The sequence below is a fragment of the Microbacterium murale genome, assembly GCF_030815955.1.
GTDB classification, from domain to species: Bacteria; Actinomycetota; Actinomycetes; order Actinomycetales; family Microbacteriaceae; genus Microbacterium; species Microbacterium murale_A.
In genome coordinates, this window is sequence record NZ_JAUSXK010000001.1 from 653,512 (window position 1) to 679,715 (window position 26,204).

At 67.5% G+C, this 26,204-nt stretch carries 26 protein-coding genes; 7 read left to right on the forward strand and 19 right to left on the reverse strand.

Annotated elements, in window-relative coordinates; translation table 11 throughout:
• Positions 1-2: 2 nt before the first annotated feature.
• Positions 3-1,364 (reverse strand): 4-aminobutyrate--2-oxoglutarate transaminase, encoded by a 1,362-nt coding sequence (gene gabT, locus QFZ46_RS03280; protein ID WP_307358261.1) that lies wholly within the window; start codon positions 1,362-1,364, stop codon positions 3-5.
• A gap of 94 nt (positions 1,365-1,458) precedes the next feature.
• On the opposite strand from gabT, the gene QFZ46_RS03285 reads away from it, so the two are divergent.
• On the forward strand, positions 1,459-2,967 hold the full coding sequence (locus tag QFZ46_RS03285) for a PucR family transcriptional regulator (RefSeq protein ID WP_307358263.1): 1,509 nt from the start codon (positions 1,459-1,461) through the stop codon (positions 2,965-2,967).
• 19 nt (positions 2,968-2,986) lie between these two features.
• Here QFZ46_RS03285 and QFZ46_RS03290 read toward each other — a convergent pair whose 3' ends face one another.
• The 6 genes from QFZ46_RS03290 to QFZ46_RS03315 form a co-directional block, all read right to left on the reverse strand.
• On the reverse strand, positions 2,987-3,850 hold the full coding sequence (locus QFZ46_RS03290) for a MurR/RpiR family transcriptional regulator (protein ID WP_307358265.1): 864 nt from the start codon (positions 3,848-3,850) through the stop codon (positions 2,987-2,989).
• Positions 3,831-4,640, reverse strand: a complete 810-nt coding sequence (gene phnE, locus QFZ46_RS03295; RefSeq protein ID WP_307358267.1) for a phosphonate ABC transporter, permease protein PhnE — start codon at positions 4,638-4,640, stop codon at positions 3,831-3,833. The genes QFZ46_RS03290 and phnE (QFZ46_RS03295) overlap by 20 nt, the downstream gene beginning before the upstream one ends.
• Positions 4,637-5,281 carry a phosphonate ABC transporter, permease protein PhnE gene (phnE, locus tag QFZ46_RS03300; protein ID WP_307358268.1) on the reverse strand — a complete coding sequence of 215 codons (645 nt, stop codon included), beginning with the start codon at positions 5,279-5,281 and terminating at the stop codon, positions 4,637-4,639. The genes phnE (QFZ46_RS03295) and phnE (QFZ46_RS03300) overlap by 4 nt, the downstream gene beginning before the upstream one ends.
• 186 nt (positions 5,282-5,467) lie before the next feature.
• Positions 5,468-6,289 carry a phosphonate ABC transporter ATP-binding protein gene (gene phnC, locus QFZ46_RS03305; protein ID WP_307358271.1) on the reverse strand — a complete coding sequence of 274 codons (822 nt, stop codon included), beginning with the start codon at positions 6,287-6,289 and terminating at the stop codon, positions 5,468-5,470.
• A complete protein-coding gene (locus QFZ46_RS03310) occupies positions 6,290-7,270 on the reverse strand; it encodes a phosphate/phosphite/phosphonate ABC transporter substrate-binding protein (RefSeq protein WP_307358274.1) in 981 nt (326 codons plus the stop codon).
• Positions 7,271-7,272: 2 nt separating this feature from the next.
• On the reverse strand, positions 7,273-7,968 hold the full coding sequence (locus QFZ46_RS03315) for an HAD family hydrolase (RefSeq protein ID WP_307358277.1): 696 nt from the start codon (positions 7,966-7,968) through the stop codon (positions 7,273-7,275).
• 121 nt (positions 7,969-8,089) lie between these two features.
• Between QFZ46_RS03315 and QFZ46_RS03320 the strand changes: the two genes are divergently transcribed.
• Together QFZ46_RS03320 and QFZ46_RS03325 are read left to right on the forward strand one after the other, a co-directional pair.
• Positions 8,090-8,749: an amino acid deaminase gene (locus QFZ46_RS03320; protein ID WP_307358279.1), complete on the forward strand. Its 660-nt coding sequence runs from the start codon at positions 8,090-8,092 to the stop codon at positions 8,747-8,749.
• Positions 8,750-8,800: 51 nt separating this feature from the next.
• Positions 8,801-9,223 carry a GNAT family N-acetyltransferase gene (locus QFZ46_RS03325; protein ID WP_307358281.1) on the forward strand — a complete coding sequence of 141 codons (423 nt, stop codon included), beginning with the start codon at positions 8,801-8,803 and terminating at the stop codon, positions 9,221-9,223.
• 18 nt (positions 9,224-9,241) lie between these two features.
• Here the strand turns inward: QFZ46_RS03325 and QFZ46_RS03330 are convergent, their stop codons facing one another.
• Entirely contained in the window at positions 9,242-10,075 is an 834-nt protein-coding gene (locus tag QFZ46_RS03330) for a hypothetical protein (protein ID WP_307358283.1), read from the reverse strand.
• A gap of 34 nt (positions 10,076-10,109) precedes the next feature.
• Positions 10,110-11,561, reverse strand: coding sequence for a helix-turn-helix domain-containing protein (locus QFZ46_RS03335; RefSeq protein WP_307358285.1), 1,452 nt, complete (start codon positions 11,559-11,561; stop codon positions 10,110-10,112).
• A 137-nt stretch (positions 11,562-11,698) separates the two neighbouring features.
• Here QFZ46_RS03335 and aceA point away from each other — a divergent pair, with 137 nt between their 5' ends.
• Both aceA and aceB read left to right on the forward strand, forming a co-directional pair.
• Positions 11,699-13,012 carry an isocitrate lyase gene (gene aceA, locus QFZ46_RS03340; protein ID WP_307358288.1) on the forward strand — a complete coding sequence of 438 codons (1,314 nt, stop codon included), beginning with the start codon at positions 11,699-11,701 and terminating at the stop codon, positions 13,010-13,012.
• Positions 13,013-13,048: 36 nt separating this feature from the next.
• Positions 13,049-14,695 (forward strand): malate synthase A, encoded by a 1,647-nt coding sequence (gene aceB, locus QFZ46_RS03345; protein WP_307358291.1) that lies wholly within the window; start codon positions 13,049-13,051, stop codon positions 14,693-14,695.
• A gap of 52 nt (positions 14,696-14,747) precedes the next feature.
• On the opposite strand, the gene QFZ46_RS03350 is transcribed toward aceB, so the two are convergent.
• Positions 14,748-16,457 carry an acyl-CoA dehydrogenase gene (locus QFZ46_RS03350; RefSeq protein ID WP_307358294.1) on the reverse strand — a complete coding sequence of 570 codons (1,710 nt, stop codon included), beginning with the start codon at positions 16,455-16,457 and terminating at the stop codon, positions 14,748-14,750.
• A 129-nt stretch (positions 16,458-16,586) separates the two neighbouring features.
• On the opposite strand from QFZ46_RS03350, the gene QFZ46_RS03355 reads away from it, so the two are divergent.
• Positions 16,587-16,988 (forward strand): hypothetical protein, encoded by a 402-nt coding sequence (locus tag QFZ46_RS03355; protein WP_307358297.1) that lies wholly within the window; start codon positions 16,587-16,589, stop codon positions 16,986-16,988.
• Between the two features lie 72 nt (positions 16,989-17,060).
• Positions 17,061-18,260 (forward strand): pyridoxal phosphate-dependent aminotransferase, encoded by a 1,200-nt coding sequence (locus QFZ46_RS03360; RefSeq protein WP_307358298.1) that lies wholly within the window; start codon positions 17,061-17,063, stop codon positions 18,258-18,260.
• 21 nt (positions 18,261-18,281) lie between these two features.
• Here QFZ46_RS03360 and QFZ46_RS03365 read toward each other — a convergent pair whose 3' ends face one another.
• The 9 genes from QFZ46_RS03365 to QFZ46_RS03405 form a co-directional block, all read right to left on the reverse strand.
• Complete coding sequence (locus QFZ46_RS03365) at positions 18,282-18,677, reverse strand: VOC family protein (RefSeq protein WP_307358300.1); 396 nt, start codon at positions 18,675-18,677, stop codon at positions 18,282-18,284.
• 40 nt (positions 18,678-18,717) lie between these two features.
• Positions 18,718-19,863 (reverse strand): UDP-N-acetylmuramate dehydrogenase, encoded by a 1,146-nt coding sequence (locus QFZ46_RS03370; RefSeq protein WP_307358303.1) that lies wholly within the window; start codon positions 19,861-19,863, stop codon positions 18,718-18,720.
• Positions 19,864-19,873: 10 nt separating this feature from the next.
• Positions 19,874-20,281, reverse strand: coding sequence for a MaoC/PaaZ C-terminal domain-containing protein (locus QFZ46_RS03375; RefSeq protein WP_307358304.1), 408 nt, complete (start codon positions 20,279-20,281; stop codon positions 19,874-19,876).
• Positions 20,278-20,745 carry an FAS1-like dehydratase domain-containing protein gene (locus tag QFZ46_RS03380; protein WP_307358307.1) on the reverse strand — a complete coding sequence of 156 codons (468 nt, stop codon included), beginning with the start codon at positions 20,743-20,745 and terminating at the stop codon, positions 20,278-20,280. Before QFZ46_RS03380 ends, QFZ46_RS03375 begins: the two co-directional genes overlap by 4 nt.
• Positions 20,746-20,768: 23 nt before the next feature.
• Entirely contained in the window at positions 20,769-21,971 is a 1,203-nt protein-coding gene (locus QFZ46_RS03385; RefSeq protein ID WP_307358310.1) for a glycerate kinase family protein, read from the reverse strand.
• An 87-nt stretch (positions 21,972-22,058) separates the two neighbouring features.
• Entirely contained in the window at positions 22,059-23,627 is a 1,569-nt protein-coding gene (locus tag QFZ46_RS03390; RefSeq protein WP_307358312.1) for an SLC13 family permease, read from the reverse strand.
• A complete protein-coding gene (locus QFZ46_RS03395) occupies positions 23,624-24,283 on the reverse strand; it encodes a response regulator transcription factor (RefSeq protein WP_307358315.1) in 660 nt (219 codons plus the stop codon). The genes QFZ46_RS03390 and QFZ46_RS03395 overlap by 4 nt, the downstream gene beginning before the upstream one ends.
• A 1-nt stretch (position 24,284) precedes the next feature.
• Positions 24,285-25,820, reverse strand: a complete 1,536-nt coding sequence (locus QFZ46_RS03400; RefSeq protein WP_307358318.1) for a sensor histidine kinase — start codon at positions 25,818-25,820, stop codon at positions 24,285-24,287.
• Positions 25,813-26,109 carry a hypothetical protein gene (locus QFZ46_RS03405; RefSeq protein ID WP_307358319.1) on the reverse strand — a complete coding sequence of 99 codons (297 nt, stop codon included), beginning with the start codon at positions 26,107-26,109 and terminating at the stop codon, positions 25,813-25,815. Before QFZ46_RS03405 ends, QFZ46_RS03400 begins: the two co-directional genes overlap by 8 nt.
• Positions 26,110-26,204 lie beyond the last annotated feature (95 nt).

Sequence of the window (26,204 nt, forward strand, 5' to 3'; positions counted from 1 at the left end):
TTCTATGCGGCGGCGAGTGCCTCCGCGACCACGTCGAGGCCTTCGTTCAGCAGATCGTCGCCGATCGAGAGGGGCGGGAGGAAGCGGATGACGTTGCCGTACGTTCCGCAGGTGAGCACGATCACTCCCTGTGCGATGGCGGCCTTTGCGACAGCCGCGGTGAGCGCGGCATCCGGAGCGTTCGTCTCCGGGTTCACGAACTCGGCCGCGATCATCGCGCCGTGGCCCCGGATGTCGCCGATGCGCAGGTCCTGAGACTGGATCGCGGCGAGACGGGCGTTCAGAATCGATCCGATCTCACGAGCGCGTTCGATCACGCCGTCGTTCTCGAAGACGTCGATCGCGGCGAGCGCCGCAGCGCACGCGATCGGATTGCCACCGTAGGTTCCGCCGAGACCGCCTGCATGCGAGGCATCCATGATCTCGGCACGGCCGGTGACGGCTGCGAGCGGCAGTCCGCCGGCGATGCCCTTGGCGGTCGTGATGAGGTCGGGCACGATGTCGAAGATCTCGCTGGCGAACATGTGCCCCGTGCGGGCGAACCCGGTCTGCACCTCATCTGCGATGAAGACGACTCCGTTCGCGCGGCACCAGTCGGCGAGCGCGGGAAGGAACCCGTCGGCGGGCACGATGAAGCCGCCCTCGCCCTGAATGGGCTCGATGATGATCGCGGCGAGATTCTCTGCGCCGATCTGCTTCTCCATCTGTGAGATCGCTCTCGCTGCGGCATCGGGCCCGGTGAGCCCGTCGCGGAACGGGTACGACATCGGCGCGCGGTACACCTCCGGCGCGAACGGACCGAAGCCGCTCTTGTACGGCATCGACTTGGCGGTGAGCGCCATCGTGAGGTTGGTGCGGCCGTGGTAGCCGTGATCGAAGGCGACGACAGCAGAGCGGCCGGTGTGCTTGCGTGCGATCTTGATCGCGTTCTCGACGGCCTCTGCACCGGAGTTGAACAGTGCGCTCTTCTTGGCGAAGTCGCCAGGGGTGAGCCGGTTGAGCGCTTCTGCGACTTCGATGTACGACTCGTACGGAGAGATCATGAAGCAGGTGTGGGTGAACTGCGCAGCCTGAGCGGCGACAGCGGCGGCGATCTTCGGATGCGCATTGCCGACCGTCGTCACAGCGATGCCGCTGCCGAGATCGATGAGTGAGTTGCCGTCGGCATCCACGACGACGCCACCACCGGCGGCGACGGCGGCCACCGGCACGGTGTGCCCGACGCCTGCAGGCACAGCGTCCGCCTTGCGGGCGAGGATCGCCGTCGAGCGCGGGCCCGGCAGGTCTGTGACGAGGCGACGCTCCTGAGGGAGGTCGAGTCCGCCGAGCGGGAGAGCGGGTGCTGCGGTGTCGAGAAGTGCCATGTTCGTGAGCGTATTCCGCCTCGACGCCTTGATGCATTCGCCCGTCTGTACAATCTTCAGTAGCCGTTCACCCGCTTGTACAAACGGAGTCGCCATGGACCAGCCGACATTGCGCGCACTGCTTCGACGTCGAGATCTCGGGCTGCGACTCGTCTCCGCCGAGGACGCGCTGCGCAAAGGCGCGCTCGATCGGCCGATGCGCTGGGTGCACTCCTCAGATCTCGCCGACCCCACGCCGTTCCTGGCTGACGACCTCGCGCTCCTGACCACCGGATCGCAGCTCGATGACCAGGACGACGGCGGTATCGGCGCGTACGTCGATCGACTCGCCGCCCGCGGCGTGGTCGGGCTGGGGTTCGGCACCGGCATCGGCCTCGGCGCCGACGGAGCGCTCTCCGGCATTCCCGACCGGCTGGTGAGCGCGTGCGCAGCCGCGGGTATCCCTCTGTTCGAGGTGCCGTACGACACGCCCTTCATCGCTGTCGCCCGAGCGCACTCCGAGGCGATCGCCGCGCAGGCGTACGCCCGGCGCACATGGGCACTGGAGACTCAGCGAGCGCTCGCGCGCGCGGCGCTCAGACCTCGAGGACTCGAATCCACGCTGTCCGAGCTGGCGCGCCGGCTCGAGCAGTGGGTGGGAATGTTCGATGCGACGGGGGCGCTCGTGCACGAGCATCCGCACGGCCGGTTGCCTGCCCACGATCTCGCCGATCTCTCCGTCCGCGCCACCGAGCTGATCACGAGGGGCGGGCAGGCCGGGCAGTCGCTGACGCTCGGGGCGGAGTCGTTCACGCTCTTCACCCTGGGCCGCAGCGGTCATCTGCGTGGCGTGATCGCGGTCGGCACAGCGTCGCTCGACCCAGAGGCGCGTGCGGTGGTCACGTCGGTGATCGCGATGGCGGGACTCGCTCTGGAGCAGAACGACCAGCTCGAGCGCGGCCGCAGGCGACTGCGCTCCCAGGTGCTCGCCGCACTGCTTCTCGACGATCCGACGCTCGCACGTCACGTGCTCGGCTCTTTGCCTGCTTCTCCCATGGTCGTCGCCGTGGCGGATGCCGATGCGCCGGCCGATGCGATCACCGAGTGGTGGGACCGCCGCCAGGCCGAGCACGGCACGGCGGTGTTCGCGGCCTTATCGGACGAGGGGCTGACGATGTGCGTGTCGGCCGAGGACGAGGCCCTTTTCGACGAGGTGGCGACGCGTTTCGGTATCCGCCTCGGCGTCTCGGAGCCGGAGGGGTACGGAGCTTTCTCCAGAGCCCATGCTCAGGCCGTGGTCGCGCTCAGGCACAGCGAACCAGGGGCCGTGCGCTACGTCGACACCGTGGCGTCCAGCATCCTCACGGCCTTCGCGACGGATGAGGCTCGACTGGTCGCCGAATCGCGGCTCGCGCCGATCCGCGCGCACGCCGAACTGGAGCATTCGCTGCGGATCTGGCTCGAGCACGACGCGCGCTACGAGTCCGCGGCTGCCGCTCTGGGCATCCATCGGCACACCCTCAGGTCTCGGATCACCCAGGCGGCCGGACTGCTGAACCTCGATCTGAGTTCATTCCCCGCCCGCGCCGAGCTGTGGGCGGCGCTGCAGACCGCCCGCGACTGAGCAGGCCCGCCGCCCCGCGCTATGCGCCCTCGCCGAGGTTGTCCGACACGATCTCCATGGCGTGCGCACGTGCCTCGCGCGCATCGACACCCCGTTCTGCGGCCACTGCAGCGGCGAAGACCTCGGCGAACACGAGGTACGCGACCCTGGAGGTGTGCTCCAGTTCGTCACGGAAGCTCACCCCACTCGGGGTGATCACGAGCGACAGCGTCGCGAGCTGGGTCAGGGCCGACGCCGCGAACGATGTCAGCGCGATGACCTTCGCCCCTCCCCTGGAGGCGGCAGCGGCGACCCGCAACGTCGCTTCGTTCGCCCCCGATCCGCTCACGATGAGGCACACGTCGTCGTCGGTGAGGTGGCGGGCCGCTATCTGCTGGGCGATCGCATCGGCGATGAACTCCGCCGGCCGCCCCGACGCGGTCAGCCGCATGGCCAGATCGCTCGCGATGGGCGAGGAGAGTCCGTTCGCGAGAACGAGCAACCGCGAGGCGGATGAGGCGAGGCGCACCGCCTCCGTGACGACATCGGCATCCAGCAGGCTGGCGAGCGCGGGCAGCGAGGCCGCGACCCGGTCGATCTCGCTGCGCATGCGCCCGAGCACACCCGGTCCGTGGTCAGCGACAGCATCCGTCGCCTGCCCGAGCTCCGCGGCGAGGGCGACGCGCAGCTGCGGGTATCCCCGATAGCCGAAGCTCTGGCAGGCGCGCACGACCGTCGCGCGGCCCACGCCCGCCTGATCGGCGAGTTCCTGCGCCGTCCACTCGACGACCGCTTCGGGCTGCTCGGAGATCAGTTCGGCGACGCGCCGTTCGCTCGGGCCGAGCGTGTTGCCTACGCTCGCGATGCGCACGGTGGGCGGGGTGCTAGACGAGAACACGGGCACGGGCTCCCTCCATGATCCGGCGGCGGATCACTCCGGACGCCCAGTCGATGAGCATCGTGACGATGACGACCACGATGAGCAGCACGCCCACCGTCGACCACTCACGGTACTGCGTGTACGAGGTGAGCATGTCACCGATACCGCCGACGCCGATCAGCCCGAGCACCGCGGACGAGCGGACATTGATCTCGAAACGGTACAGCCAGAACGACCAGAACGTGGGCGCGGCCTGCGGCCAGACCCCCCACCGCAGCACCTGCGACGTGCCTGCGCCGGCCGCACGGGCCGCTTCGATCGGCCCTGGCGAGACGCCCTCGACAGCTTCATATCCCCATTTGCCGAGTGTGCCGATGCCGTTGATGGCAAGAGCGAGAGCACCGGTGAACGGCGTGAGTCCGGTGACGGAGAGGATCACGACCGCGATGATGATCTCCGGCACTGCACGAATCAGCGAGAAGAGGCCGCGAAGGAGCGAACGCAGCCACGCGGGGCCGAAGCCGCGTGCAGCGAACAGGCTCAAGGGAGTGGCGAGGAGGATGCCGAGCACTGTGCCGACCCACGCCATCTCGACGCTGCGCCAGGTCTGCCACAGCGCCTCCGGCAGCTTCTCCCAATTCGGGGATCCGAACATCAGGAAGAGGTAGCGCACGATCTCCGATGGCAGGTCGACGAGCCGGACCCAGTTGATGTCGATCGACCAGAAGGCGAGTACGACGACCGCCGTGACGGCGATCCAGCCGGCGACGAGCCACGGCCTGCGCGGCCGCGCGGGGACGACGATGACGCTCATACCAGCCTCCGTCGGATGGCGGAGCTGGCGACGTCGATGACGACCACGACGATGAGGATCTCCAGGATGATCAGCGACAGCTGGTCGTAGCGGTAGAAGGTGCGCACCGAGTCGATGAGAAGCCCCATCCCGCCTGCACCGACGAGGCCGAGCACGCTCGACGCGCGCACGTTGAGCTCGAAGACGTACAGCGTCTGATTCGCGAAGGCGGGCCATGCGTCCGGCAGCGCGAGCGTGCGGTTGATCTTCGCCTGGGTGGCCCCGACGGCGCGGCCTGCTTCGAGAGGGCCGTCCTCGTTCGTGTCGATCGCCTCGGAGACGAGCTTGACGATGATGCCCACGTTGAAGAGCAGCAGAGCAAGGATGCCGGGGAGAGCTCCGACACCGACCATCGCGACGAGCACCGCAGCGTAGAGAAGATCGGGAACACTGCGGATCACGTTCAGGATGCCGCGGACGAGGACGCGCCAGAACGCGTTCGGGTTGGTGCTACGGGCAGCCCAGAAGCTCAGCGGAAGCGAGATGAGCGCGCCGACCGCGGTGGCGATGACCGCCATCTGCAGGGTCTCGGTGAGCGGCGCGACCGTCCGAGGGAAGAAGCTCCCAGTCCGGCACGAGAAGCTGGAGGACTTTGCCTGCACCGTTCTGCCAGTTGCGCGCGATTGCGCCGAAGTCGACGTCGATGCCGAATCCAGGCAGGCACATCACGACAGTGATCACGACGATCACGAGCGCGATGGCCGGCGCCTTCCACGCACCCCGCGGTTTGTCCGGGAGCTCGAGCGGCGGTCGTTCGCCCGACTTCGGACCGGCCGAGGTTGCGAGGCTCATGAAAGCCGATCCTCCGGACTGATCGAACGACCGTAGATCGCCTCGAAGTCGGAATCCGTCGCGCCTGCCGCATCCCCGTCGTACACGACTTCGCCTGCGCGCATGCCGATCATGCGCACGCCGTACTCGCGGGCGAGATCCAGCAGATGCAGGTTGACGATCACCGTGATGCCGAGGTCGCGGTTGATCCGACGAAGATCAGCCATCACGCCGTGGGCTGTCGGCGGGTCGAGGCTGGCCACCGGCTCATCGGCGAGCACGATGCGCGGTTCCTGTGCGAGAGCGCGGGCGATCGCCACGCGCTGCTGCTGGCCGCCGGAGAGGTTCGAGGCCCGCTGGTACAGCTTGGACAGGATGCCGACACTGTCGAGTGCGCGGTAGGCGAGCTGCTTGTCGCTCTCCGAATAGAGCCCGAGCAGGGTGCGCCAGAGCGGTGTGTGCGCGAGGCGGCCGACCAGGACGTTGTTCAGCACGCTGGCACGGCCGGCCAGATTGAACCCCTGGAAGACCATGCCGATGTCACCGCGCAGCCGGCGCAGCGCGCGCGGGGTCGCACCGCTGACCCGGTGCTCCCCCACGTCCAACGTGCCGCTCGTGACAGGGACGAGTCCGTTGATCGTGCGGATCAGCGTGGATTTCCCCGAACCGGAGAGCCCGACGACAGCGATCATCGAGCCCGCGGGGATATCGAGCGAGACGTCCTTCAGGGCGACCGTGCCGTTGGGGTATCGGACCGTGACGTCGTCGAGGCTGATGGACCACGGCGTGGACGCCGCAGCCGAGGCTGCGACGTCCACGTTCTCGAGCTGGTCGGGCACTTACTGCAGTCCCAGCGTTTCGGCGGCGCGCGCGACCACGTCGAGCGACTCAGGGTTCGCGGGTGCGAGCTTCGTGATCGAGTACACGCTCTCGAGGATCTTCGAGCCCTCTTCCGTATCGCTGAAGTCGGCCAGGGCTGTGGTGATGCGCTCCTGCAGCTCCGGGGAGAGGTCGGACGACAATGCGACGCCGTCGTTCGGGATCTCTTCGGTCAGCGCGAACACGACGACCTTCTGACCGACGTCAGGAGTGTCCTTGACGACGATGGAGCGGGCATCCCAGAAGCTGAACCCGACCTCTGCATCACCGCTGTAGACAGCGAGCACTGAGGCGTCGTTCGCCGTGACGGGGATCTGGTTGATGTCGGTGTCGGTGTCCAGGCCTGCCTCCTGCAGAGCGAGGACCGGGTAGATGTAGCCGGCCGGCGATCCGGGTCCGAGCAGTGCGACGTTCGCACCCTTGACCTTGTCGATGCTGTCGAGGCCCGCAGGCCCGGCCATCGCATCGGCACCGTTGCAGAACAGCATCCCGTCGCGCTCGACCGGGGCGTCGTCGCAGTACTTGTCGGGGTTGTTCGTCATGAACTGCGCGGGGTAGGTGATGTTGCCGTTGCGCTCGGTCTGCAGCACGACGGATGCGTCGTACATGTCATTGGCCTGCCACAGCTGCAGTGATGGCAGGAAGCCGATCTGCGCCTGGCCTGCGCCCATCGCCTCTACAGCCGCCTGATAGTCCTTCGAGACGACACCGGTGACCTCTATGCCGAGCTCCTCACTGAGGTAGTCGGTCAGCGGGGCCGCGGTGTCGACGAGGCCGTCCTGGTCCTGTGAAGGGACCAGTGCCAGCACGAGCGACTCCGGATCGGCGGCCGGGGCGCCGGAATCCCCTTCGGCGGTCGGAGTGGAGCATCCGGCGAGGGCGAGCAGAGCGCCGACCGCGACAAGGGCTGTCGCGGAGTGACGCAGGGTGGAGGTGCGCATGATCATCCTTCGTTGAGTGTGGTGAGGGCGGTGCGGTCGGAGGTGGAGTCGGCGGATCCCGCGAGCCACTCGCGCAACTGCGGCAGCAGCGTGGTGAGGGTGGCAGCACGGAAGGTGGGGTCAGCGTCAGGGTCGAAGAAGTCGCCGACGAGCGCGGTGGCATGCCCGCGTCTGTGCACCGGGGCGAGGTCGTTGTGCCAGATGTCGCCGATGCTGAGCACGCGACTGCCGGCGGGCAGCTCATCGAGGATCCGGTCGATGCCGGCGGGCTTTCTGGCGCTCGTCACGATGCGGTCGAAAAGTCCGTCGAGTCCCAGCGACGCCAGTGCCTCGTTCAGTCGGACGTCGGGGGCGTTCGTGACGAGGATGCGGTGAGCGTCGGCCTCCGCCAAGAACTGTGCAAGACCCTCTGGTGCGGTGATCGGCGCGTCAGCGGTGCCGAGCTGACCGCGGCTGGCGAGGTACGCACGGCTGAGATGGCCGGCATCCGCTCCGGCGACATCGGCCGCACGGCGCACCGCGTCGTACCCGTCGAGCGCATCGTCACCGCCTGCGGCGAGAGTTTGGCGGATGCCCTCGACGAACGATTCCGGCGCCCCGATTTCTGCGGCCGCCTGCTGCGCGTAAGCGAGTACCGGGCCGTCACCGAGTGCGATGGTGCCGTCGAAATCGAAGATGATGGTGGTGCGGTTTTTCACAGAGTGCTTTCCGATGGTGTGGACGCTTCGTCCAGTATGAGCAAACTTGATGGACGAAGCGACCACTTCTTGTGAACACCGCGTGAACTGTTCCACCCGGGCCTCGCCTAGGGTTGTCGCCGTGACAGAACTCGCCGTGCACTTCCTCGACGCCGCGTCCGCACGCGCCGCGCGTGACACTCCGGCAGATGCCGCGGCCGCCGTCGGCGTGCTCGAGTGGCTGACGACGAGCATCGAGCAGGACCGGGCAGCGGGCCGGTTCGAGGCGTGGGGGCGATCCACCTTGATCGACGAGAACGTCGGGAAGCCTGTGCTCGCGCGCGCTGTCTTCGAGCACCTTCATGAACTCGCCGGCGTCGAAGCGTCCTGGCCGATCGGCAACGCCGGACTCGTGCACTGCTACGGGTACCTGCTCTCGCGCATGAAGACGCCCTACGGACTGAAGCGGGAGCGTTGGCTGGGAGCGGATCTCGCCCGCGCGTACGGACAACCCGACGACGGCTTCGTACCGTGGTCGAGTGGGCAGACCCTGCTGGCGCGGGCGACGGAGGCGGCATCCGCGCTGCTCTCCGCACCCGCGCTCTCACGCACACTTCTCGTCGACGGCCGCGAGACCCAAGTGGCTTTCAGTGCGGGTGCCGGACGCGGCGCGCTCGCCTACGTCGTCGCGCCCGAAGCCGGCGCGGGGCCACTGCTCATCACGACTTTCCCGATCACGGACGTCGCCGCGATCATCGAGGACTTCGATTCCGAGCCACGACTGCGCTGGAACGCCGCCTGAATCCGGGCGGGTCCCACGCAGTGAGTGGCGCAGCATGCCTAGTCTTGACAGGTGAATCTCTCGCTGCGCCCGAGCCGTGTCGACGACGCGGAATGGATCGCCGAGTTGCGGGCCGTCGTCCTGCGGGATGATCTCGAACGACTCGGCCGCTTCGACCCGGTGCGAGTCCGTGAGCGCTTCCTGACGGCGTTCAACGTGACACTGACGCGGATCATCGTCGTCGGCGGTGCAGATGTCGGCTCGATCGCCGTCCGCCCGGCCGAAGACGGCACTTGGATCGAGCACTTCTATCTGGATGCCGCGCTGCAAGGGCAAGGGATCGGAAGCGGCGTTCTCGGATCCGTATTGGCGGAGCAGAGCCATTTCCGCCTGAACGTGCTGCAAGGCAGCCGCGCCAGGCACCTGTACGAACGACACGGATTCGAACTCGACTACGAGGATGAGGTCGACGTCTTCATGCACCGCCCCGGGTGATCAGGAAGCGCGAATCGCTCACCCGCGCGCAGCACGCCCGCGCGCGAACAGCACCCGGGCGCATCCCCACCCCATCAGCGCCACACCGACCACGACGAAGACGACGCCGAACAGCCACACGGCGTCGTCCCAGTAGAAGTAGCCGTATGACGTCGCCTGCAGGAAGCGGTCTAGATCCTCGGGGAACTCCGCGATGCTGCCGCCGTCGCCGAACACCCACAGGCCGATGCCGAGAACCGTGGCGCCGAGGCCGCAGAACACGAAAGCAGTCGTGGAATCCCGCTGCTCCGCCCCGACCTTCTCGAGATGCGAGCCTGCCCCGGCGATGTGCGGTGCTCTGATCGAGATCACGGGCATGGTGATGATCAGCGCCACGCCGAGCGGAACGCACATGCCGATGACATACCCTCCCAACGGCACGAGGAAGAGCTGGCTCGCCATCCCCTCGCTCCACCAGTAGTGAAAGCCGCCGTTGGCCGCCTCGGCATCGGCGATCGTCTGCCGGACACCGGGGAAGATGACAGCGATCGCCTGGACGACCGCCACCGGCAGCGCGACGAATGCAGGGGCGATGATGCACGACGACACGAGTCGGATGAGGACAGTGCCGATGCTCGCCAGCCGCTTCCACGCGATCTCGAGCATGCACCAACCGGCATAGATGCCAGGAGCCGCGACGGTGAGATTTCCCCAGAGACGATCGCCACCGGCATCGGTCATGGACTCGAAGACGCCCCACACGCCGGCTGCGATCGCGGCGATCAGTACGACGAGATTCATGCCGCTGAGGAGCGACCGGAACTCGTCCCTCCAGAGGCGCGAATCCTCCGAAACGGCAGCTGTGTCAGACATGGCGCCCTCTCCCCGGTGTCAGGTCCACGCCAGATTACCGCGGCGAGTGCGCCTCCAAGAACTCGTACACGTCCGTCGTGTCGACTCCGGGGAACGCCCCGGTCGGCAGAGTAGCGAGCAACGTGCGCGGGGTCTTGACGTTCGGCCAGGACTGCTCGCGCCAGCGCTCCTCCAGGTCGGCGGGCGCCCTCCGGCAGCACACTTCGACCGAATGCTTGGAGACGCCGCGGTTGGGAGTGTCCCTCCCGACGAACCACTTCGTGTCGTCGAAGCGCACCCCGACGCTCACCGAGTGCAGCCCCTCGCTGGAGGCCTCGACCCGCGCAGTGCACCAGTAGGTGCCGTTGCCGGTGTCGGTGTACTGGTAGTAGGGGTTGAAGCGGTCGTCCTCGTCGAACACGACGCGGCTCGTCCACCGGCGGCAGCACATCTGCCCTTCGATGGAGCCGAGCCGGTCGGTGGGGAAGTTCACATCGTCGTTCTCATACGCCTTCGTGATCGTGCCCGATTCGTGCACCTTGAGGAAGTGCACCGGGATGTCGAGATGCCGCGTGGCGAGGTTCGTGAAGCGGTGCGCCGCGGTCTCGTATGACACTGAATACGCATCGCGCAGGTCTTCGATCGAGATGGCCTTGCGTTGCTTCGCGGCCTGCAACGCAGGCACGACGTGCGCTTCGGGGATGAGGAGCGCCCCGGTGAGATAGTTCGTCTCCACCCGCTGGCGCAGGAACTCCGCGTAGCTGCGCGGCTCTGAGTGCCCCAGCATCCGGCTCGACAGCGCCTGCAGCACTGCGGTGCGCGCGTCGCCCTTGGCCGGCACACTGCTCGAGAGGTACAGGCGTCCATTAGCGAGATCGGCGACGCTGCGTGTGGTCTGCGGCAGGTCCGGGGCGTAGTGCAGCGTGAAGCCGAGATAGGCGGCGATCTCGGATGCTGTGCGCTGAGTCAGCGGACCGCCGGGGTGGCCGACCGCCTGCAGGATCTCGGCCGCCTTCGCCTCGAGATCGAGAAAATGGTTGTCCTGTCGCCGCATGAGGTGTCGCAGCTCGACGTTTGCGCGGCGGGCCTCCTCCGGGGTCGCGGCGCGCTCATCCTTCAACCGATCGATCTCGCCGTGCAGCGCGAGCATGGCCTTCAGCGCATCCGTCGGCACACTCTTGGCGATGCGGAACGGATCGATGCCGAGCGCCTGGAACGTCTGTCCTTTCATGGCGCGTTCGAGCGCGATCTCGACCGCGCTGCGCTCATCGAGCGGCTCGCCCTCGAGCAGCGCGTCGATGCCGGTGCCGAGCGCACGGGCGATCGACTGCAGCAGGGTGAGTTTCGGCTCGCGCTTGCCGGTCTCGATCATCGACAGCTGGCTGGGCGCCCGATCGACCGCGGTGGCGAGATCTTCCAGCGTCATACCGCGTGCTGTGCGGAGCTGTCGGATGCGGCGGCCGATTGTGAGGGCGTCAGTGTCTTCTGCAGCGTCAACGGTGCTCATGCGGGCGATTCTGTCACGAAAGCAGAAATTCAACCAATCTTCACACCTGAATTGTTCAGTCGAGGGGTGGAACTTCACTCAGAGTGGTGTCAAGCCACTCGGTTTCGCTACCGGGACCATCCGAAGAAGGAGACGCCATGACGAACATCGCACCTCGCCCCGCCGGCCTGCGAGCCGGAGACCAGACGCAGACCGCAGCGCAGCTCCAGGAGATTTGGGACACCGACCCCCGCTGGGATGGCGTCGAGCGCACGTACACCGCGGAGGACGTCATCCGGATCCGCGGCTCGGTCCGCGAAGAGTCAACGCTCGCGCACCGCGGGGCGGAGAACCTCTGGAACCTCCTGCACACCGAGGACTACGTCCGCGCGCTCGGCGCCTACACCGGTGGCCAGGCTGTGCAGCAGGTGCGCGCGGGACTCAAGGCGATCTACCTCTCCGGCTGGCAGGTCGCCGCCGACGGCAACCTCGCAGGTCAGACCTATCCCGACCAGTCGCTGTACCCGGCGAACTCCGTGCCCGCCGTCGTCCGCCGCATCAACAACGCCCTGATCCGCCAGGACCAGCTCGAGCACGCCGAGGGCAACACGACGCAGGACTGGTTGGCCCCGATCGTCGCGGACGCCGAGGCCGGATTCGGCGGCCCGCTGAACGCGTACGAACTGGCGTCGTCGCTCATCCAGTCCGGCGCAGCCGGCATCCACTGGGAGGACCAGCTGGCCAGCGAGAAGAAGTGCGGCCACCTCGGCGGCAAGGTGCTCGTTCCCACCCAGCAGCACATCCGCACCCTGAACGCGGCACGACTCGCGGCAGACGTCGCAGGTGTTCCGACGGTGATCATCGCTCGCACGGATGCCCTCGCCGCCGACCTGCTCACCAGCGACGTCGACGAGCGCGACCAGGCGTTCACCACCGGCGAGCGCACCAGCGAGGGCTTCTACCGGATCCGCCCCGGGATCGAGTCGGTGATCAGCCGCGGCCTCGCGTTCGCGCCGTACGCCGACCTGATCTGGGTGGAGACCGGTGAGCCCGACATCGAGCTCGCCCGGGAGTTCGCGAAGGCCGTGCACGCCGAGTTCCCCGGCAAGCTGCTCGCGTACAACTGCTCCCCGAGCTTCAACTGGAAGAGCAAGCTGTCGGATGCCGAGATCGCCACGTTCCAGCAGGAGCTGGCCGACCTGGGCTACAAGTTCCAGTTCATCACCCTGGCCGGCTTCCACGCCCTGAACTACTCGATGTTCGACCTCGCCCGCGGCTACGCCGATCGCGCCATGAGCGCGTACGTCGAGCTGCAGGAAGCAGAGTTCGCCGCAGAGGCAGACGGCTACACCGCCACCAAGCACCAGCGCGAGGCGGGCACCGGCTACTTCGACGTCATCTCCACGGCGCTCAACCCCGACAGCGCCACCCTCGCCCTCGCCGGCTCCACCGAAGCCGCCCAGTTCCACTGACTTCTGCAGTTCCACTGACTTGCAAAGGACTTCATCATGACCACTCCCACCGCTCCCCCGGCCACGCCGACCATCCAGCAGGGTCCGGCCCTGCACATCACCGGGCCGCTGCGCGACCGCTTCGACGAGATCCTGACGCCGGAGGCGATCGCCTTCCTCAGCGAGCTGCACCACCGCTTCGCCGCGCGTCGCCATGACCGGCTCGCAGACCGCATGCGCCGCCGCTTCGAGATCGGCAACGGGCACGACCCCCGCTTCCGCGATGACACTCGTCACATCCGTGACGACGCGGACTGGCGCGTCGCCGGAGCCGGACCCGGGCTCGAGGATCGCCGCGTGGAGATCACCGGGCCGACCGACCCGAAGATGACGATCAACGCGCTGAACTCCGGGGCCAAGGTCTGGCTCGCCGACCAGGAGGATGCCACGAGCCCCACCTGGGCGAACGTGATCGGCGGTCAGTTGTCACTGCGCGACGCCATCCGCGGTGAGCTGAGCTTCACCTCCCCCGAGGGCAAGACCTACGAGGTCACGGCAGAGCAGACTCCGACGATCGTGATGCGCCCACGCGGGTGGCATCTCCTCGAGAAGCACCTGACCTTCATCGATCGCACTGGTCGCAGCATGGCGGCATCCGCGTCTCTCGTCGACTTCGGACTGTACTTCCTGCACAACGCGAAGTCGCTGATCGATTCCGGCCGCGGCCCGTACTTCTACATCGCCAAGTTGGAGTCGAGCGAAGAAGCCAAGCTGTGGGATGACGTGTTCACCTTCAGCGAGGACTACATCGGCATCCCGCACGGCACGATCCGCGCGACCGTGCTCATCGAGACGCTGCCCGCCGCGTTCGAGATGGAGGAGATCCTGTTCGAGCTGCGCGATCACTGCGCGGGACTCAACGCCGGACGCTGGGACTACATCTTCTCCATCATCAAGAACTACCGCGGTCGCGGCGCGCGCTTCGTGCTGCCGGACCGCAGCGAGGTCACGATGACGGTGCCGTTCATGCGCGCCTACACCGAGCTGCTCGTGAAGACGTGCCACTCGCGCGGCGCCTTCGCGATCGGCGGCATGAGCGCATCGATCCCGAATCGTCGCGACCCCGAGGCTACGGCAAAGGCGCTCGAGAAGGTCGCCGCCGATAAGAAGCGCGAGGCCGCAGATGGCTTCGACGGCACGTGGGTCGCGCATCCCGATCTGATCCCGACCGCGCAGGCCGAATTCGACGCCGTGCTGGCCGGCCGCCCGAACCAGCTCGACCGTCAGCGCGACGATGTGAACGTCCGCGCCGAGGACCTGCTCGATCTGCGAATCGGACGTCCCATCACGAGCAAGGGCGTGCGCGACAACGTCTCGGTGGCGATCCGCTACATCGAGGCGTGGCTGCGCGGCCTCGGCGCGGTCGCCATCGACAACCTGATGGAGGATGCCGCGACCGCGGAGATCTCACGTTCGCAGGTGTGGCAGTGGATCCACCAGGATCGCTCCACCGAGGACGGCACCCGCATCACGCCGGAGTACATCGAGGGTCTGATCGCCCAGGTGCTGGCCGAGGCGACCCGCTCCGCGGGCGACCGGTTCGACGACGCCGCCGAAGTGTTCCGCGAGGTGTCGCTGGGCACGGAGTTCCCGGCGTTCCTGACGTTGTCGGCCTACTCGAAGTTCTTGGTCGAGACGGACTGACTGCCGATATGAAGATGGGCCGGATGCTGAGGCATCCGGCCCATCGCCGTGTTCAGCCGATCTCGCCGGCGAGCACCGTCTCTGCGAGCGCGTGCACTCGCGGCAGATGCTGCGTGCTGTAGAAGTCCGCATCCGTGAGGCGCGCGGCGTCCGTGTCGATCGGCGCCTCGTGCGCAGCCACGGCGACCACGGCGAGCGCGTGCATCCAGCCGCCGGCGAGCGTTCCGAGCAGCATGAGGTACGGAACGCTGACGGCGTAGGCATCGCGCGGAGCATCGGCGAAGCCGAGAACCGCGTCGGTCGCGCGGCGTGCGGCATCGAGCGCACGGGTGAGGCGACCGGCGAGCGGCGCACCGTTCAGATCGGCCACGGTCCGCTCGATCTCGGCGAACAGCTGGGCGGCGGTCGCGCCCTGATCGCGCAGCACCTTGCGTCCGATGAGATCGTTGGCCTGGATGGCCGTGGTGCCCTCGTAGATCGGCACGATACGGGCATCGCGGTAGTGCTGTGCCGCGCCGGTCTCTTCGATGAAGCCCATGCCGCCGTAGACCTGGATGCCGTCGGAGGTCACCCGAAGCGCCTCTTCGCTCGTCCATCCCTTGAGGATGGGGACGAACAGCTCAGCCATGCGAAGGACGTCCTGATCGTTCTCAGCGCGGTCGAACAGATCGCCGACGAACACCGACAGCGCACGCATGGCGAACACCTGGCTCGACATCGAGCCGAGGATGCGGCGCACATCAGGATGCTCGGCGATCGGGGCACCGGCCGGACGATCCATGACGCGCCCCTGCAGTCGGCCCGCGGCGTACGCTGCAGCCCCCTGGTAGGAGCGGTCCGAGATGCCGGTCGCCTGGTGGCCCATACCCACGCGGGCGGAGTTCATCATCACGAACATGCCGGCGAGGCCGCCGTGCAGCTCTCCGACGAGGTAGCCGGTGGCGTCCTCGTATGCGAGCACGCAGGTGGGGCTGGCGTGGATGCCGAGCTTGTGCTCGATCGCCACGGTCTCGATCCGGTTGCGCTCCCCCAGCGATCCGTCGGCATTCACCAGGAGGCGCGGAGCGACGAACAGGGACAAACCCTTGGCACCGTCCGGCGCACCGGGAGTCCGGGCGAGCACGAGGTGCACGATGTTCTCGGCGACGTCGTGGTCGCCCCAGGTGATGAAGATCTTCTGCCCGCTGATCGACCACGATCCGTCATCGCGCGGCGTGGCCGTCGTGCGGATCGCGCCGAGATCGGTGCCGGCATCCGGTTCGGTGAGATTCATCGTGCCGGTCCACTCACCGCTGACGAGCTTGGTCAGATAGATCTCGCGGAGCTCTTCGGATGCCGCGGCATCGAGCGCGTGGATGGCGCCGGAGCTCAGCATCCAGCACAGTGCGAACGCCGCATTCGACGCGTTCCAGATCTCGCCGAGTCCTGCGCCGACGGACGCCGGCAAACCGTCGCCCCCCGCGGATTCAGGGGCGGTCGCCGTCACCCAGCCCGCCTCGACGAGGGACTGGTACGCCTGTGCGAAACCATCCGGCAGATGCACTTCGCCCTCCCGCAGCTGGGCACCGGTCTTGTCGCCCTGCGCATCGAGCGGAGCGAGCACCTCTGCGGCGAGCTCTCCGGCGCCGGAGATGATCTCGACGGCGTCTTCGGCAGTGAGCGCGCCGTTCGAAGCCGTGGCGACGATATCGCGGCCGAACGCCTCTCCGTAGAGGAAGGCGTAGTCCGCGACGGGCGGGACATAGGGGGTGTTGACGGTCATCGACGACTCCTGACAGTGAGAGACTCCGAATCATACTAACTGAGACTGAGTTCCACGCCTAGATGCACGCGGTCGAAGGCTGTGGATAACGTGCGCAGCACCGTGGGGATGCTCGTTACGCTCGCCGTCATGTCGACCCTCACGCCGCGCCGCCGCATCGAGGCACGCATCCGGCGCATCGTCTCCCTCGCGGTCAGCGCATTCTGCGGTGTGATCCTGGTAGCGAACACCGTGCTGTTCGTGGAGCGCCCCTCGACGTTCTTCACCGATGGGGCATTCGGACTGACACCGATACCCACCCTGCTCGTGCACGCGCTGCGATGGACGCCCGTCGCCGCAGCCGCGGCAGTACTCATCGTCGGCACGATGCCCGAAGCGGCGAAAGGGTCGCCACCTGTCGACCCGCTACCCGGGCGGCTTCCCATGATTGCCGCAGTGGTCGTGCTCTGCGTCTCCGTCGCATTCCTCGCCGTGCCCAGCGTGATACTCATCGCGTCGATCATGGCGGTCGTGCTCGTGCCGATCCTCTGAGATGCACCGCTCCCCTCGTCGGGCAGGAGTCTCGTCCGACACCGGCTGACGCATCCGAGTAGCATCTGAGGTGTGACCGAACGCGCACCTCTCTCCCGCAAACTGTCCGCCATCGCCGAGTCCGCGACCCTCAAGGTCGACGCCAAAGCCAAGGCACTGAAGGCCGAGGGCAAGCCCGTCATCTCCTACGCGGCCGGCGAACCCGACTTCGCCACCCCGCAGTTCATCGTCGATGCTGCAGCGGAGGCGCTCGCCGACCCGGCGAACTACCGCTACACACCCGCGCCCGGCCTTCCCGCGCTCCGCGAGGCGATCGCAGCCAAGACGCTGCGCGACTCCGGCCTCGAGGTCTCGCCCAGCCAGGTGATCGTCACGAACGGCGGCAAGCAGTCCGTCTACCAGGCCTTCCAGACCGTCCTCAACCCCGGCGACGAAGTTCTGCTGCCCGCCCCCTATTGGACGACTTACCCTGAAGCGATCGCACTGGCCGACGGCATCCCTGTCGAGGTGTTCGCCGGCGCCGACCAGGACTACAAGGTCACGGTCGAGCAGCTCGAGGCCGCCCGTACCGACCGGACCACCGCGCTCGTGTTCGTGTCGCCTTCGAACCCCACCGGCTCCGTGTACACCGCCGAGGAGACGAAGGCGATCGGCGAGTGGGCCGTCGAGCACGGCATCTGGATCGTCTCCGACGAGATCTACCAGAACCTCACGTACGAAGGCACCAAGGCCACCTCGATCGTGGAGGCGGTTCCGGAGGCCGCAGCACAGACGATCCTCGTCAACGGCGTCGCCAAGACCTACGCGATGACCGGATGGCGCGTGGGCTGGATGGTCGGCCCCGCCGATGCGATCAAGGTCGCCGGCAACCTGCAGTCCCACCTCACCAGCAACGTGAACAACGTCGCGCAACGCGGCGCGATCGCCGCGCTGAACGGACCGCAGACCGAGTCGGAGAAGTTCCGTGAGGCGTTCGACCGCCGCCGACGACTGATCGTCGCCGAACTCTCGAAGATCGACGGCGTTCGTGTTCCGAACCCGCTGGGTGCGTTCTACGTCTACCCCGACGTGCAAGGCCTGCTGAACCGCACGTGGGGCGGCGTGACCCCGACGACGTCGCTGGAGCTTGCAGACCTGATCCTGGATCAGGCCGAGGTCGCGGTCGTTCCCGGCGAAGCTTTCGGCCCGTCAGGGTATCTGCGCCTGTCGTACGCGTTGGGCGACGAACAACTGTTGGAGGGCATCCAGCGCCTGCAGCGCCTCTTCGCGTGATTTCGCCGACCTCGGCAGTCGCTACTCCTGATACCCGATGAGCCAGCGGATGCCGTAGCGATCGGTCACCTGACCGTCGAAGTCGCCCCAGGGACGCTTCTGCAATGGGTCGATCGCCGTGCCTCCGACGGACAACTGCGCGAACCACTCCTGCAGCACCTCGGGCTCAGCAGTGCCGAGCAGCGAGAAGCTCGCACCGACGATGTGCACGGAGTCCTGGTCAGGACCGGCATCCGAGCCGGACAGCTCGACGTTGCCGGAGATCCCGCCGTGCGCGATCGCATCACTGGGCCCATCTGTACGGCTGAACTGCTCGTACGTGAACAGCGACAGCTCGCCACCGAACACCTCGTGGTAGAAGGTCAGCGCCTCACGGGCGTTGCCGGGGAAGAACAGGTATGGGACGAGTCCACTCATGCGGGCGAGTGTAGCGCGAACGTCCTACAGCCCGACTCGGCTACAGTTCGACGTCGATCAGCACCGGCTCCGGCTGCAGCAGCAGTCCGAACTCCGCCTGCACCCGTGCCTGGATGAACCGGGCGAGCTCTGCCAACTCGTCAGCCGTCGCCCCTCCCCGGTTCGTCAGCGCGAGCGCGTGCTTGGTCGATACCCCTGCGCGCGAGCGCGGCAGCCTGAACCCCTTCGATATACCGGCGTGCTCGATGAGCCAGCCCGCACTCACCTTCACGTCGCTGCGCACGGTCTGCGTCGGGGCGATGTAGCCGTCGTATGCGCCGAGCGGAATGACGGTCACCGCATCCAGATCGGGCGCGACCGGCCACCTCGGACATTCCGGTGGCAGCTGCAGCGCGACCGACTCGGGCACGATCGCGTTCTGGAAGAACGAACCGGCACTCCAGGTGTCCGGATCCTCCGGATTCAGCAGCATCCCCTTCTCCGCGCGAATCCGCAGAATCTGCTCTCGCACCCAGCCAAGGGGCACTGCCCCTTCTGCAGCGTCGCCCGCTAACCCGAGCGCACGTCGCAACTGGTCACCGCGAACGATGCGACCGGCATCGCCGACCTCTGCGAGATCCAACGTCACCGAGAGGATCACGGCACGCCTCAGCGGCACTCCGCCGTAGTGGTGCTTGAGCACGGAGGTGCGGAAGCCGAGCCCGAGCTCGGATGCCGGCACCGTCGAGACTTCGCCGGTGGACTCGTCGATCAGCTCGACCTCGACGAGCGTCGATTGGATCTCCTGCCCGTACGCACCGACGTTCTGCACCGGTGCTGCCCCGACCGTGCCGGGGATGCCGCTCATCGCCTCGATGCCGGCGAGCCCCTGCTCCACGGTGTAGGCGACCAGGGCGTCCCAATCGTGCCCGGCCTGGGCGCGCACGCGCACGCGACCTTCATGCGGGGACGGAAGTCGTTCGACACCAGAGGTCAGCACACGGATGACGGTGCCGTAGAAGGACTCATCTCCGGCGAACAGGTTCGATCCCCCGCCCAGCACGAACCATTCATCGCCGCGAGCCCAGGTGTCGCGCAGCGCGTCGACGAGGTCAGGGGTGGTCGTCGCATCCAGCATGCGCTCCGGGGCGGCGCCGGTGCGCAACGTCGTCAACTGCGCAAGGGGGATCGGGGTGATCTCGGTCATGTCCGGCGACTCAGAGCGCGACGCGCAGCTGCGCTTTGACCAGGACGGTCGCCTCGGCGAACGTGACCTTGAGATCGATTCGCGCTGAGGACTCGTCCGTTGCGGCGACCGTTGCGCGCACGTGCACGTCAGCACCATCAACCGGATCGACGATCACAGGCTTGGTGAAGCGCACCCCGTAGTCGAGAATGCGGACGCCGGGTTCGAGTGCGGCGACGACGACCGACGAAGCGAGCCCCATCGTCAGCATCCCATGGGCGAGCACTCCGGGGAGTCCTACCGACTCGGCGATGTCGTCGCGGTAGTGGATGGGGTTGAAATCTCCGGATGCTCCCGCGTAACGCACCAGCGATTCACGAGTGAGGTGAATCGTGCGTTCGGCGATCACATCTCCGACGGTGTAGGTGGTGCCGCTCATGCCTCCGCCTTCCGGTCGTTGTCGTCAGAGCCGACCAGCAGCACGCTCGTCGCCGTGACGACGTGGGAGCCTGCGGCATCCGTGATCTCTGCTTCACTCGTGATCATCGCGTTGCCGGCCATCATGCGGATGCCGGTCACGGTGAGCCGTCCGGAAAGCTCGTCGCCCGCGACGATCGGTCGGGAGTAAGCGAAGCGCTGCTCGGCGTGGATGGTGCGCGCGAGCACGATGCCGGAATCGGGTTCGCTCAGCAGCTGCTGCAGGGTCTGGTCCTGGATCACCATCGCGAAGGTCGGCGGAGCCACCACATCGGCGTAGCCGAGCGCGCGCGCGGCGGCGACATCGGTGTGCAGCGGAGCATCGGCGAAGACGGCGCGCGCGAACTCGCGCACCTTCTCACGACCGACCAGGTAGGGCGGGGTTTCAGGGAACTCGCGTCCCAGCAGTTCATTGTTCACGGCCACCCCTCGATCCTACCGGCCGCGGGTCAGGCGGCCCTGGCCGCGAGCGCAGAGCCGAGAAGCACGAGACGCATGCTGCGTTCTGCGGCATCGCGCAGCAGCTGCTCCCCCTGCTCCACCGCCTGCTCCAGCCGCATCGGCACGGTCAGGATCGAAGCGATCGCGCCGATCCCGATGTCGTGCACGGCCGGCGCACCCTCCCCCAACGAACCCGCGATCCCGAGCACAGGCACCCCGGCGATCCGCGCGCGCATCGCGACCTCGGCCGGCACCTTGCCCCGCGGTGTCTGGAAGTCGATCGCGCCTTCCGCAGTGATGACCAGGTCGGCCCTCGACATCAGGTCATCCAATGACTGCGGCAGCAGATCGCCGTCCAGCAGCACCTCGAATCGTGGTGCGAGACGAGCCCCGAGGACTGCCGCCAGTCCGGCACCCAGCCCGCCGGAGGCACCTGAGCCGGGCCCTGTGCGCACATCCATCCGGCCGCCGTGCGGACTGTGTCGCTCCAGCACGTCCGCCCACGCATCCAGCGCAGTGGAGAGTCGTTCGACACCCTCGGGAGACGCGCCCTTCTGCGGCCCGAACACGCGCGCGACGCCGCGCGGCCCGCACAGCACATTGTGGATGTTGCACGCGAGGACGATCTCGACGTCTGCTGCCCTCGGGTGCAGCCCGCCGAGATCCAGGGATGCCGCGTCGATGAGGTGCCGCCCACCGCGCGGCAGCGCAGTGCCGTCGCGGTCGAGGATCCGAACGCCCAGTGCCTCGAGCGCTCCGGCGCCGCCGTCGCTGGTGCCGGAGTCGCCGCAACCGACGATGATCCGCTCGGCGCCGCCGTCCAGCGCCGCGACGATCAACTCGCCGACACCGTAGGTGCTGGTCGCGCCCGGGTCACGCCGATCCCTCGGCACGAGGCGCAGCCCGCCGGCCGCAGCCATCTCGACGACTGCCGTCCCTCGCGAGGAGCCGCCGAGGAGTGCGTAGTGCGCGGCGACGGGATCGCCGACCGGGCCGGACACGACGACGGGAACGAGCTCGCCACCGGTTGCGGCTGCCAACGCGGCTGCGGTTCCCTCACCACCGTCCGGGATGGGGAACTCATCGACCTGGACGCCGGGGATGATGCGGCGCACGCCGGCCGCGATCGCGCGGGCGACGGTCTCGGCATCCAGGCTCTCCTTGAAACCACTGGGGGCGACGAGAATGCGCTGCGGAATGTGAATGGACATGGTTTCTCCTCGAGATGTGCACCCGTTTCGGGTACGACGAACGTCGGTGGTGGCGAAAAAGTTGATCGGATGCGGACGCTCGGATGCTCAGATCAGCAGTGGCATCCCCATCGCGGGCCAGATCCAGAATGAGAAGCCCGCGACGAGAAGGAACATCGCGGGCCCCAGGATCACGGAGAGCGAGCGCAGGTCTCCGGAGCGGAACCCGTCGGACACGACATCAGGGTCGGCGAACATCGCGACGGGCTTCGCGGAGCTCGGCAGCGTGTGGCAGAAGCCTGCGGCGGCGGTGGATGCGAACGCCGCGGCTGCCGGATCGACGCCGAGCCCCGGTGCGAGCACGATGACCAGCGGGATGATCGCGGCGGATCGGGCAGATCGCGACGGGATCATCAGGTGCGCGAGCAGAGACAGCGCGATGACGACCAGGGCGAAGGCGATTCCGGCGGCCGGGCCGAGAGAAGCCATCGGGGCGAGAGCCAATCGTCCGAGCCAGGCGGCGGCACCGGTGGCGGTGAGGGCGGATGCCAGCGCGAGGGTCGCCGCGAGGAAGAGCAGCAGCGTCCACGGCACCTTCTTGACGGCGACGGGGAGGCTGGTGCATCCGATCGACGGCGATACCGCGACCACCGCGCCGAGGAGCGCCACGACAGCAGGGGGTACGTGATGCAGCGACTCTGTGCACCACATCACGACGACACCGGCGAGCAGCACTGCCGCGCGGCGTTCGAGCGGACTGAGCGGACCGGAGACCGGCGTCGGCGCCGTTCGCGCCAGATCCGCGAGGGTGATCCGTATGCCGACTCGGCGGTCGGCACTCGCTGTGAAGCGCAACAGCACGATCTCGCAGGCGACATGCGAGGAGACGATGGCCAGCGGCAGGCCGAACCACAGCCAGGAGAGGAAGCCGAAGCCATGGCCCGTCGCCGACTCGACCAGCTGCGCAGTGATCACGTGCGCCCCTGCACCGAGCAGCGAGCCGACTGCGGACAGCAGGATGACGGTCGGGAAGAGCAATGAGAGTGCGCGGGTGAGGGCGACTCCTCCCGCCAAGGACGCGGCGAGCGCGGTGAACACCGGGATGGCCAGCGCCGCGCGGCCGGAGGTGGCGGGCACAGCGAACGTCGTGATCGTGAGAGCCAGAGTGGTGAGGTGGAACAGCGCACGCGGTGAGCGCGCCAGGCGCAGCAGCTGAGCTGCGCCGCGAAGCGCCAGGCCGGACGAGCTGACACCGGTCGCGATGATGAACGCGCAGATCAACAGCCAGATCGTCTCATCGCCGAGCGAGGCGAAGAAGGTCTGCGACGGGAGCACGCCGGTGACGATGAGGGCGACGGCGGCGAGAAAAGCCACCAGTGTGTCATCGAGCGTCGTACTCGTCCATGCCCAGACGGCGAGGAGGAACACGGAGATCGTCACGGCGGCGGGAAGCGTCGGCGCGGAATCACCGACAGATGGGCGCATGAGCGCCGAGATGGTGACGGCGACCGCGATGACGATGACGGCGATGAGGCTTGAGAGGCGCAGCACGCGGGCGCGGTTCCAGGGCTCGCGCGGCGTGTGCGGGCGTCGCGATCGTCGGCCCGACGGTCGCACCGGGGCGGTTCGCTCCGGTGGATTGGTGGCGTAGATGACGCGTATCGGTGCGGTGTTCATTGGAATCGGTATCCTGCGCCGCGGACGGTCTCGATGTGGGCCGCACCGATCTTGTTCCGGAGCGCGCGCACGTACACATCGACGACGTTGGATGCCGGATCGAAGTCCATCCCCCACACGTGGCCGATGAGCTGATCGCGAGACAGTACTTGGCCCGCGTTCTGCACGAACACCTCCAGCAGCGCGAACTCACGAGACGTGAGGTCGGCGATGCCGTCCCCGATCGTGACTCGGCGCGATCGGATGTCGATGGTGACCTCGCCGTGCGCGAGCACGGGGCCGGTGGCCCGTTGATCGCCGTCGCCGATACGCAGCTTCACCCGCGCGAGGAGTTCAGCGAACTGGAACGGCTTGGTGACGTAGTCGTTCGCCCCGCCCTCGAGGCCTCGCACCGTGTCGATGACGGAGTCACGGGCGGTGAGGATGATCACCGGGGTGGTCATGCCTTCCCCGCGCAGGTGCGAGAGCACGGAGAATCCGTCCATGCCCTGCAGGCCGATGTCCAGCAGCACCAGGTCGAACAGGCCGCCGCGGGCGAGGATGAGGGCGGTCTCGCCGTCGGATGCCTCAGAGGTCTCGTATCCGGCGGCGTGCAGGCCTCTGCGGATGAAGGATGTGATGTGAGGATCGTCTTCCGCGATCAGGATGTGTCGCACGTCAGGCGTCCTTTCCAGACAGAGATTCGATGATGACGTTGGCTTCTCCGGCGTCCGTCGAGTCCGGCGCGGGGATGTCGATCCCGAAGGTCGCGCCCTCTCCGAGAACGCTGTCGACCCAGGCCGAACCGCCATGGGCATCGGCGATCGCGCGAACGATCGCGAGGCCCAGGCCGGAGCCGCGGCGGGGGCCGGCGGTGTCTCCGGGTGCGCCTCCCCGGACGAAGCGTTCGAAGATGCGGGCGGCATCCGCCGACGCGACGCCGGGGCCCTCATCCTGCACCCACAACCGCAGCCTGCGCTGCGCGCCCTCGCCGTCGAAGCGGGAACCGATGCGGATGCGGTCGCCGGGTTCGGTGACCTGGACGGCATTGGCCGACAGCTGCAGCACGGCCTGCGTGATGCGCTGCGGGTCGCAGCTCGCGTGTCCTTCTGCGACCTCCATCAGCTGCCAGCGCCGGTCTCCCAGCGCCTGCGCCTTGGCCTCGATATCGAGGGTGAGGGTCGCGGCGTCGCATCCGGCGATCCGGACGAAGTCAGGTTGCTGGGCGCGAGCCAGCACGAGCAGATCGGTGACGATACGCGTCATCCGGTCGAGTTCTCCGCTGACCAGGCGCAGCGTCTCTCGGCGCTCGTCCTGGTCTTCGCTGAGCAACTCGAGGTGGCCACGGACGATCGTGATCGGCGTGCGCAGCTCGTGCCCGGCGTCGTCGACGAAACGCTGCTGGGTGGCGTAGACGTCTTCCAGCCGGTCGAGCATCTGGTTGAAGGTGATCGCGACCGCTGCGATGTCGTCTGTTCCGTTCACCGGCACCCGTGCGGTGAGGTCATGCTCGTTGATCTCGCGCGCGACGCGGTGCACTGCACGGATCGGGGCGAGGATCTGGCCTGCGACCAGCCATGCGACACCGGAGCTGAGCAGGATGCCGGCGAGTGCGACCCATGCGATCGTCACGACCGATTGATCCACGGCCGCACGTGGTGCCTCGGTGAACTGCAGCACCAGGAGCGCGCCCTGGGCGTCGCCGGCGGTGAAGTCGACGCGTCCCCATCGAAGCGGACCGGCCGCGGTCGATTCGACGACACCTGCGTTCTCCTCGAGATCCAGCATCTGAAGCACGAGCGTCTGTCCGCCGGCGAAACCGAGCGATGCGTCACTGCCTTCCACCAGCCCGTTCGCCGTGGCGACAGGGGCGCCATCGACAGCACCGAGGATGATCTCGTTCGAGTGCACCGATTGACGGTCGAGATACTCCTGGAGCAGCCCCTCCGCAGAGGTGAACTCCGTGGAGGAATCCTCCAGGAACCGCAGGAACTCCTGCGCCTCCTGTTCGATGTCGACGTTCGCGTCCTGATCGACGCTGGAGAGGAAGATGCTGCGCCCCATCAGTCCGACGGCCAGGAGCGTGAACACCGTGCTGACGATGATCCACGCAGTGATCCTCCACCGCGCAGGCATGGCGCGTGGGCGCAGTGATCGACGGCGCGGCGGGTCTTCCTGGACGATTCCGATCGGAGCGGTGATGGCGTCAGTCATCGTCGCCATCATCATCCCCGTCGTCGTCGCCGTCATCGTCATCGTCGGATGGTGGCGCCGGCGGGGCCGGTGCTGGTGGAGCCGGGGCCGGCGGTGCGGGTGCCGGCGGAGTCACGGGCTCTGCAGACGGCGCAGGCGCAGGACTCGGCGTTCCGATCTCGACGATCACCGTCTCCTGCGGCATCTGCGGGGCCCCCGGTGACTGAGCCACGGCGACGCTGCCGACGGCGAAGATCACCGGCAACGCGATGAGGGCACCGGGGAGGAGGATGCGGCGTGAGAACGTCATGGTTCCATCGTGCCGTCACTTTGTGATGCAGACATGAGGCAGGGATGAAGATTCCCTCATCTTCGCCGCGCAGACGCGCGGCGCCGGCGTCCGGA

Bases quoted from the DNA above. Each gene is read 5' to 3' on its own strand.
- gabT (WP_307358261.1), bottom strand. From the start codon at position 1,364: ATGGCACTTCTCGACACCGCAGCACCCGCTCTCCCGCTCGGCGGACTC.
- QFZ46_RS03285 (WP_307358263.1), top strand. From the start codon at position 1,459: ATGGACCAGCCGACATTGCGCGCACTGCTTCGACGTCGAGATCTCGGG.
- phnE (WP_307358267.1), bottom strand. From the start codon at position 4,640: ATGAGCGTCATCGTCGTCCCCGCGCGGCCGCGCAGGCCGTGGCTCGTC.
- QFZ46_RS03310 (WP_307358274.1), bottom strand. From the start codon at position 7,270: ATGCGCACCTCCACCCTGCGTCACTCCGCGACAGCCCTTGTCGCGGTC.
- QFZ46_RS03330 (WP_307358283.1), bottom strand. From the start codon at position 10,075: ATGTCTGACACAGCTGCCGTTTCGGAGGATTCGCGCCTCTGGAGGGAC.
- QFZ46_RS03335 (WP_307358285.1), bottom strand. From the start codon at position 11,561: ATGAGCACCGTTGACGCTGCAGAAGACACTGACGCCCTCACAATCGGC.
- aceA (WP_307358288.1), top strand. From the start codon at position 11,699: ATGACGAACATCGCACCTCGCCCCGCCGGCCTGCGAGCCGGAGACCAG.
- aceB (WP_307358291.1), top strand. From the start codon at position 13,049: ATGACCACTCCCACCGCTCCCCCGGCCACGCCGACCATCCAGCAGGGT.
- QFZ46_RS03350 (WP_307358294.1), bottom strand. From the start codon at position 16,457: ATGACCGTCAACACCCCCTATGTCCCGCCCGTCGCGGACTACGCCTTC.
- QFZ46_RS03355 (WP_307358297.1), top strand. From the start codon at position 16,587: ATGTCGACCCTCACGCCGCGCCGCCGCATCGAGGCACGCATCCGGCGC.
- QFZ46_RS03365 (WP_307358300.1), bottom strand. From the start codon at position 18,677: ATGAGTGGACTCGTCCCATACCTGTTCTTCCCCGGCAACGCCCGTGAG.
- QFZ46_RS03370 (WP_307358303.1), bottom strand. From the start codon at position 19,863: ATGACCGAGATCACCCCGATCCCCCTTGCGCAGTTGACGACGTTGCGC.
- QFZ46_RS03375 (WP_307358304.1), bottom strand. From the start codon at position 20,281: ATGAGCGGCACCACCTACACCGTCGGAGATGTGATCGCCGAACGCACG.
- QFZ46_RS03385 (WP_307358310.1), bottom strand. From the start codon at position 21,971: ATGTCCATTCACATTCCGCAGCGCATTCTCGTCGCCCCCAGTGGTTTC.
- QFZ46_RS03390 (WP_307358312.1), bottom strand. From the start codon at position 23,627: ATGAACACCGCACCGATACGCGTCATCTACGCCACCAATCCACCGGAG.
- QFZ46_RS03400 (WP_307358318.1), bottom strand. From the start codon at position 25,820: ATGACTGACGCCATCACCGCTCCGATCGGAATCGTCCAGGAAGACCCG.
- QFZ46_RS03405 (WP_307358319.1), bottom strand. From the start codon at position 26,109: ATGACGTTCTCACGCCGCATCCTCCTCCCCGGTGCCCTCATCGCGTTG.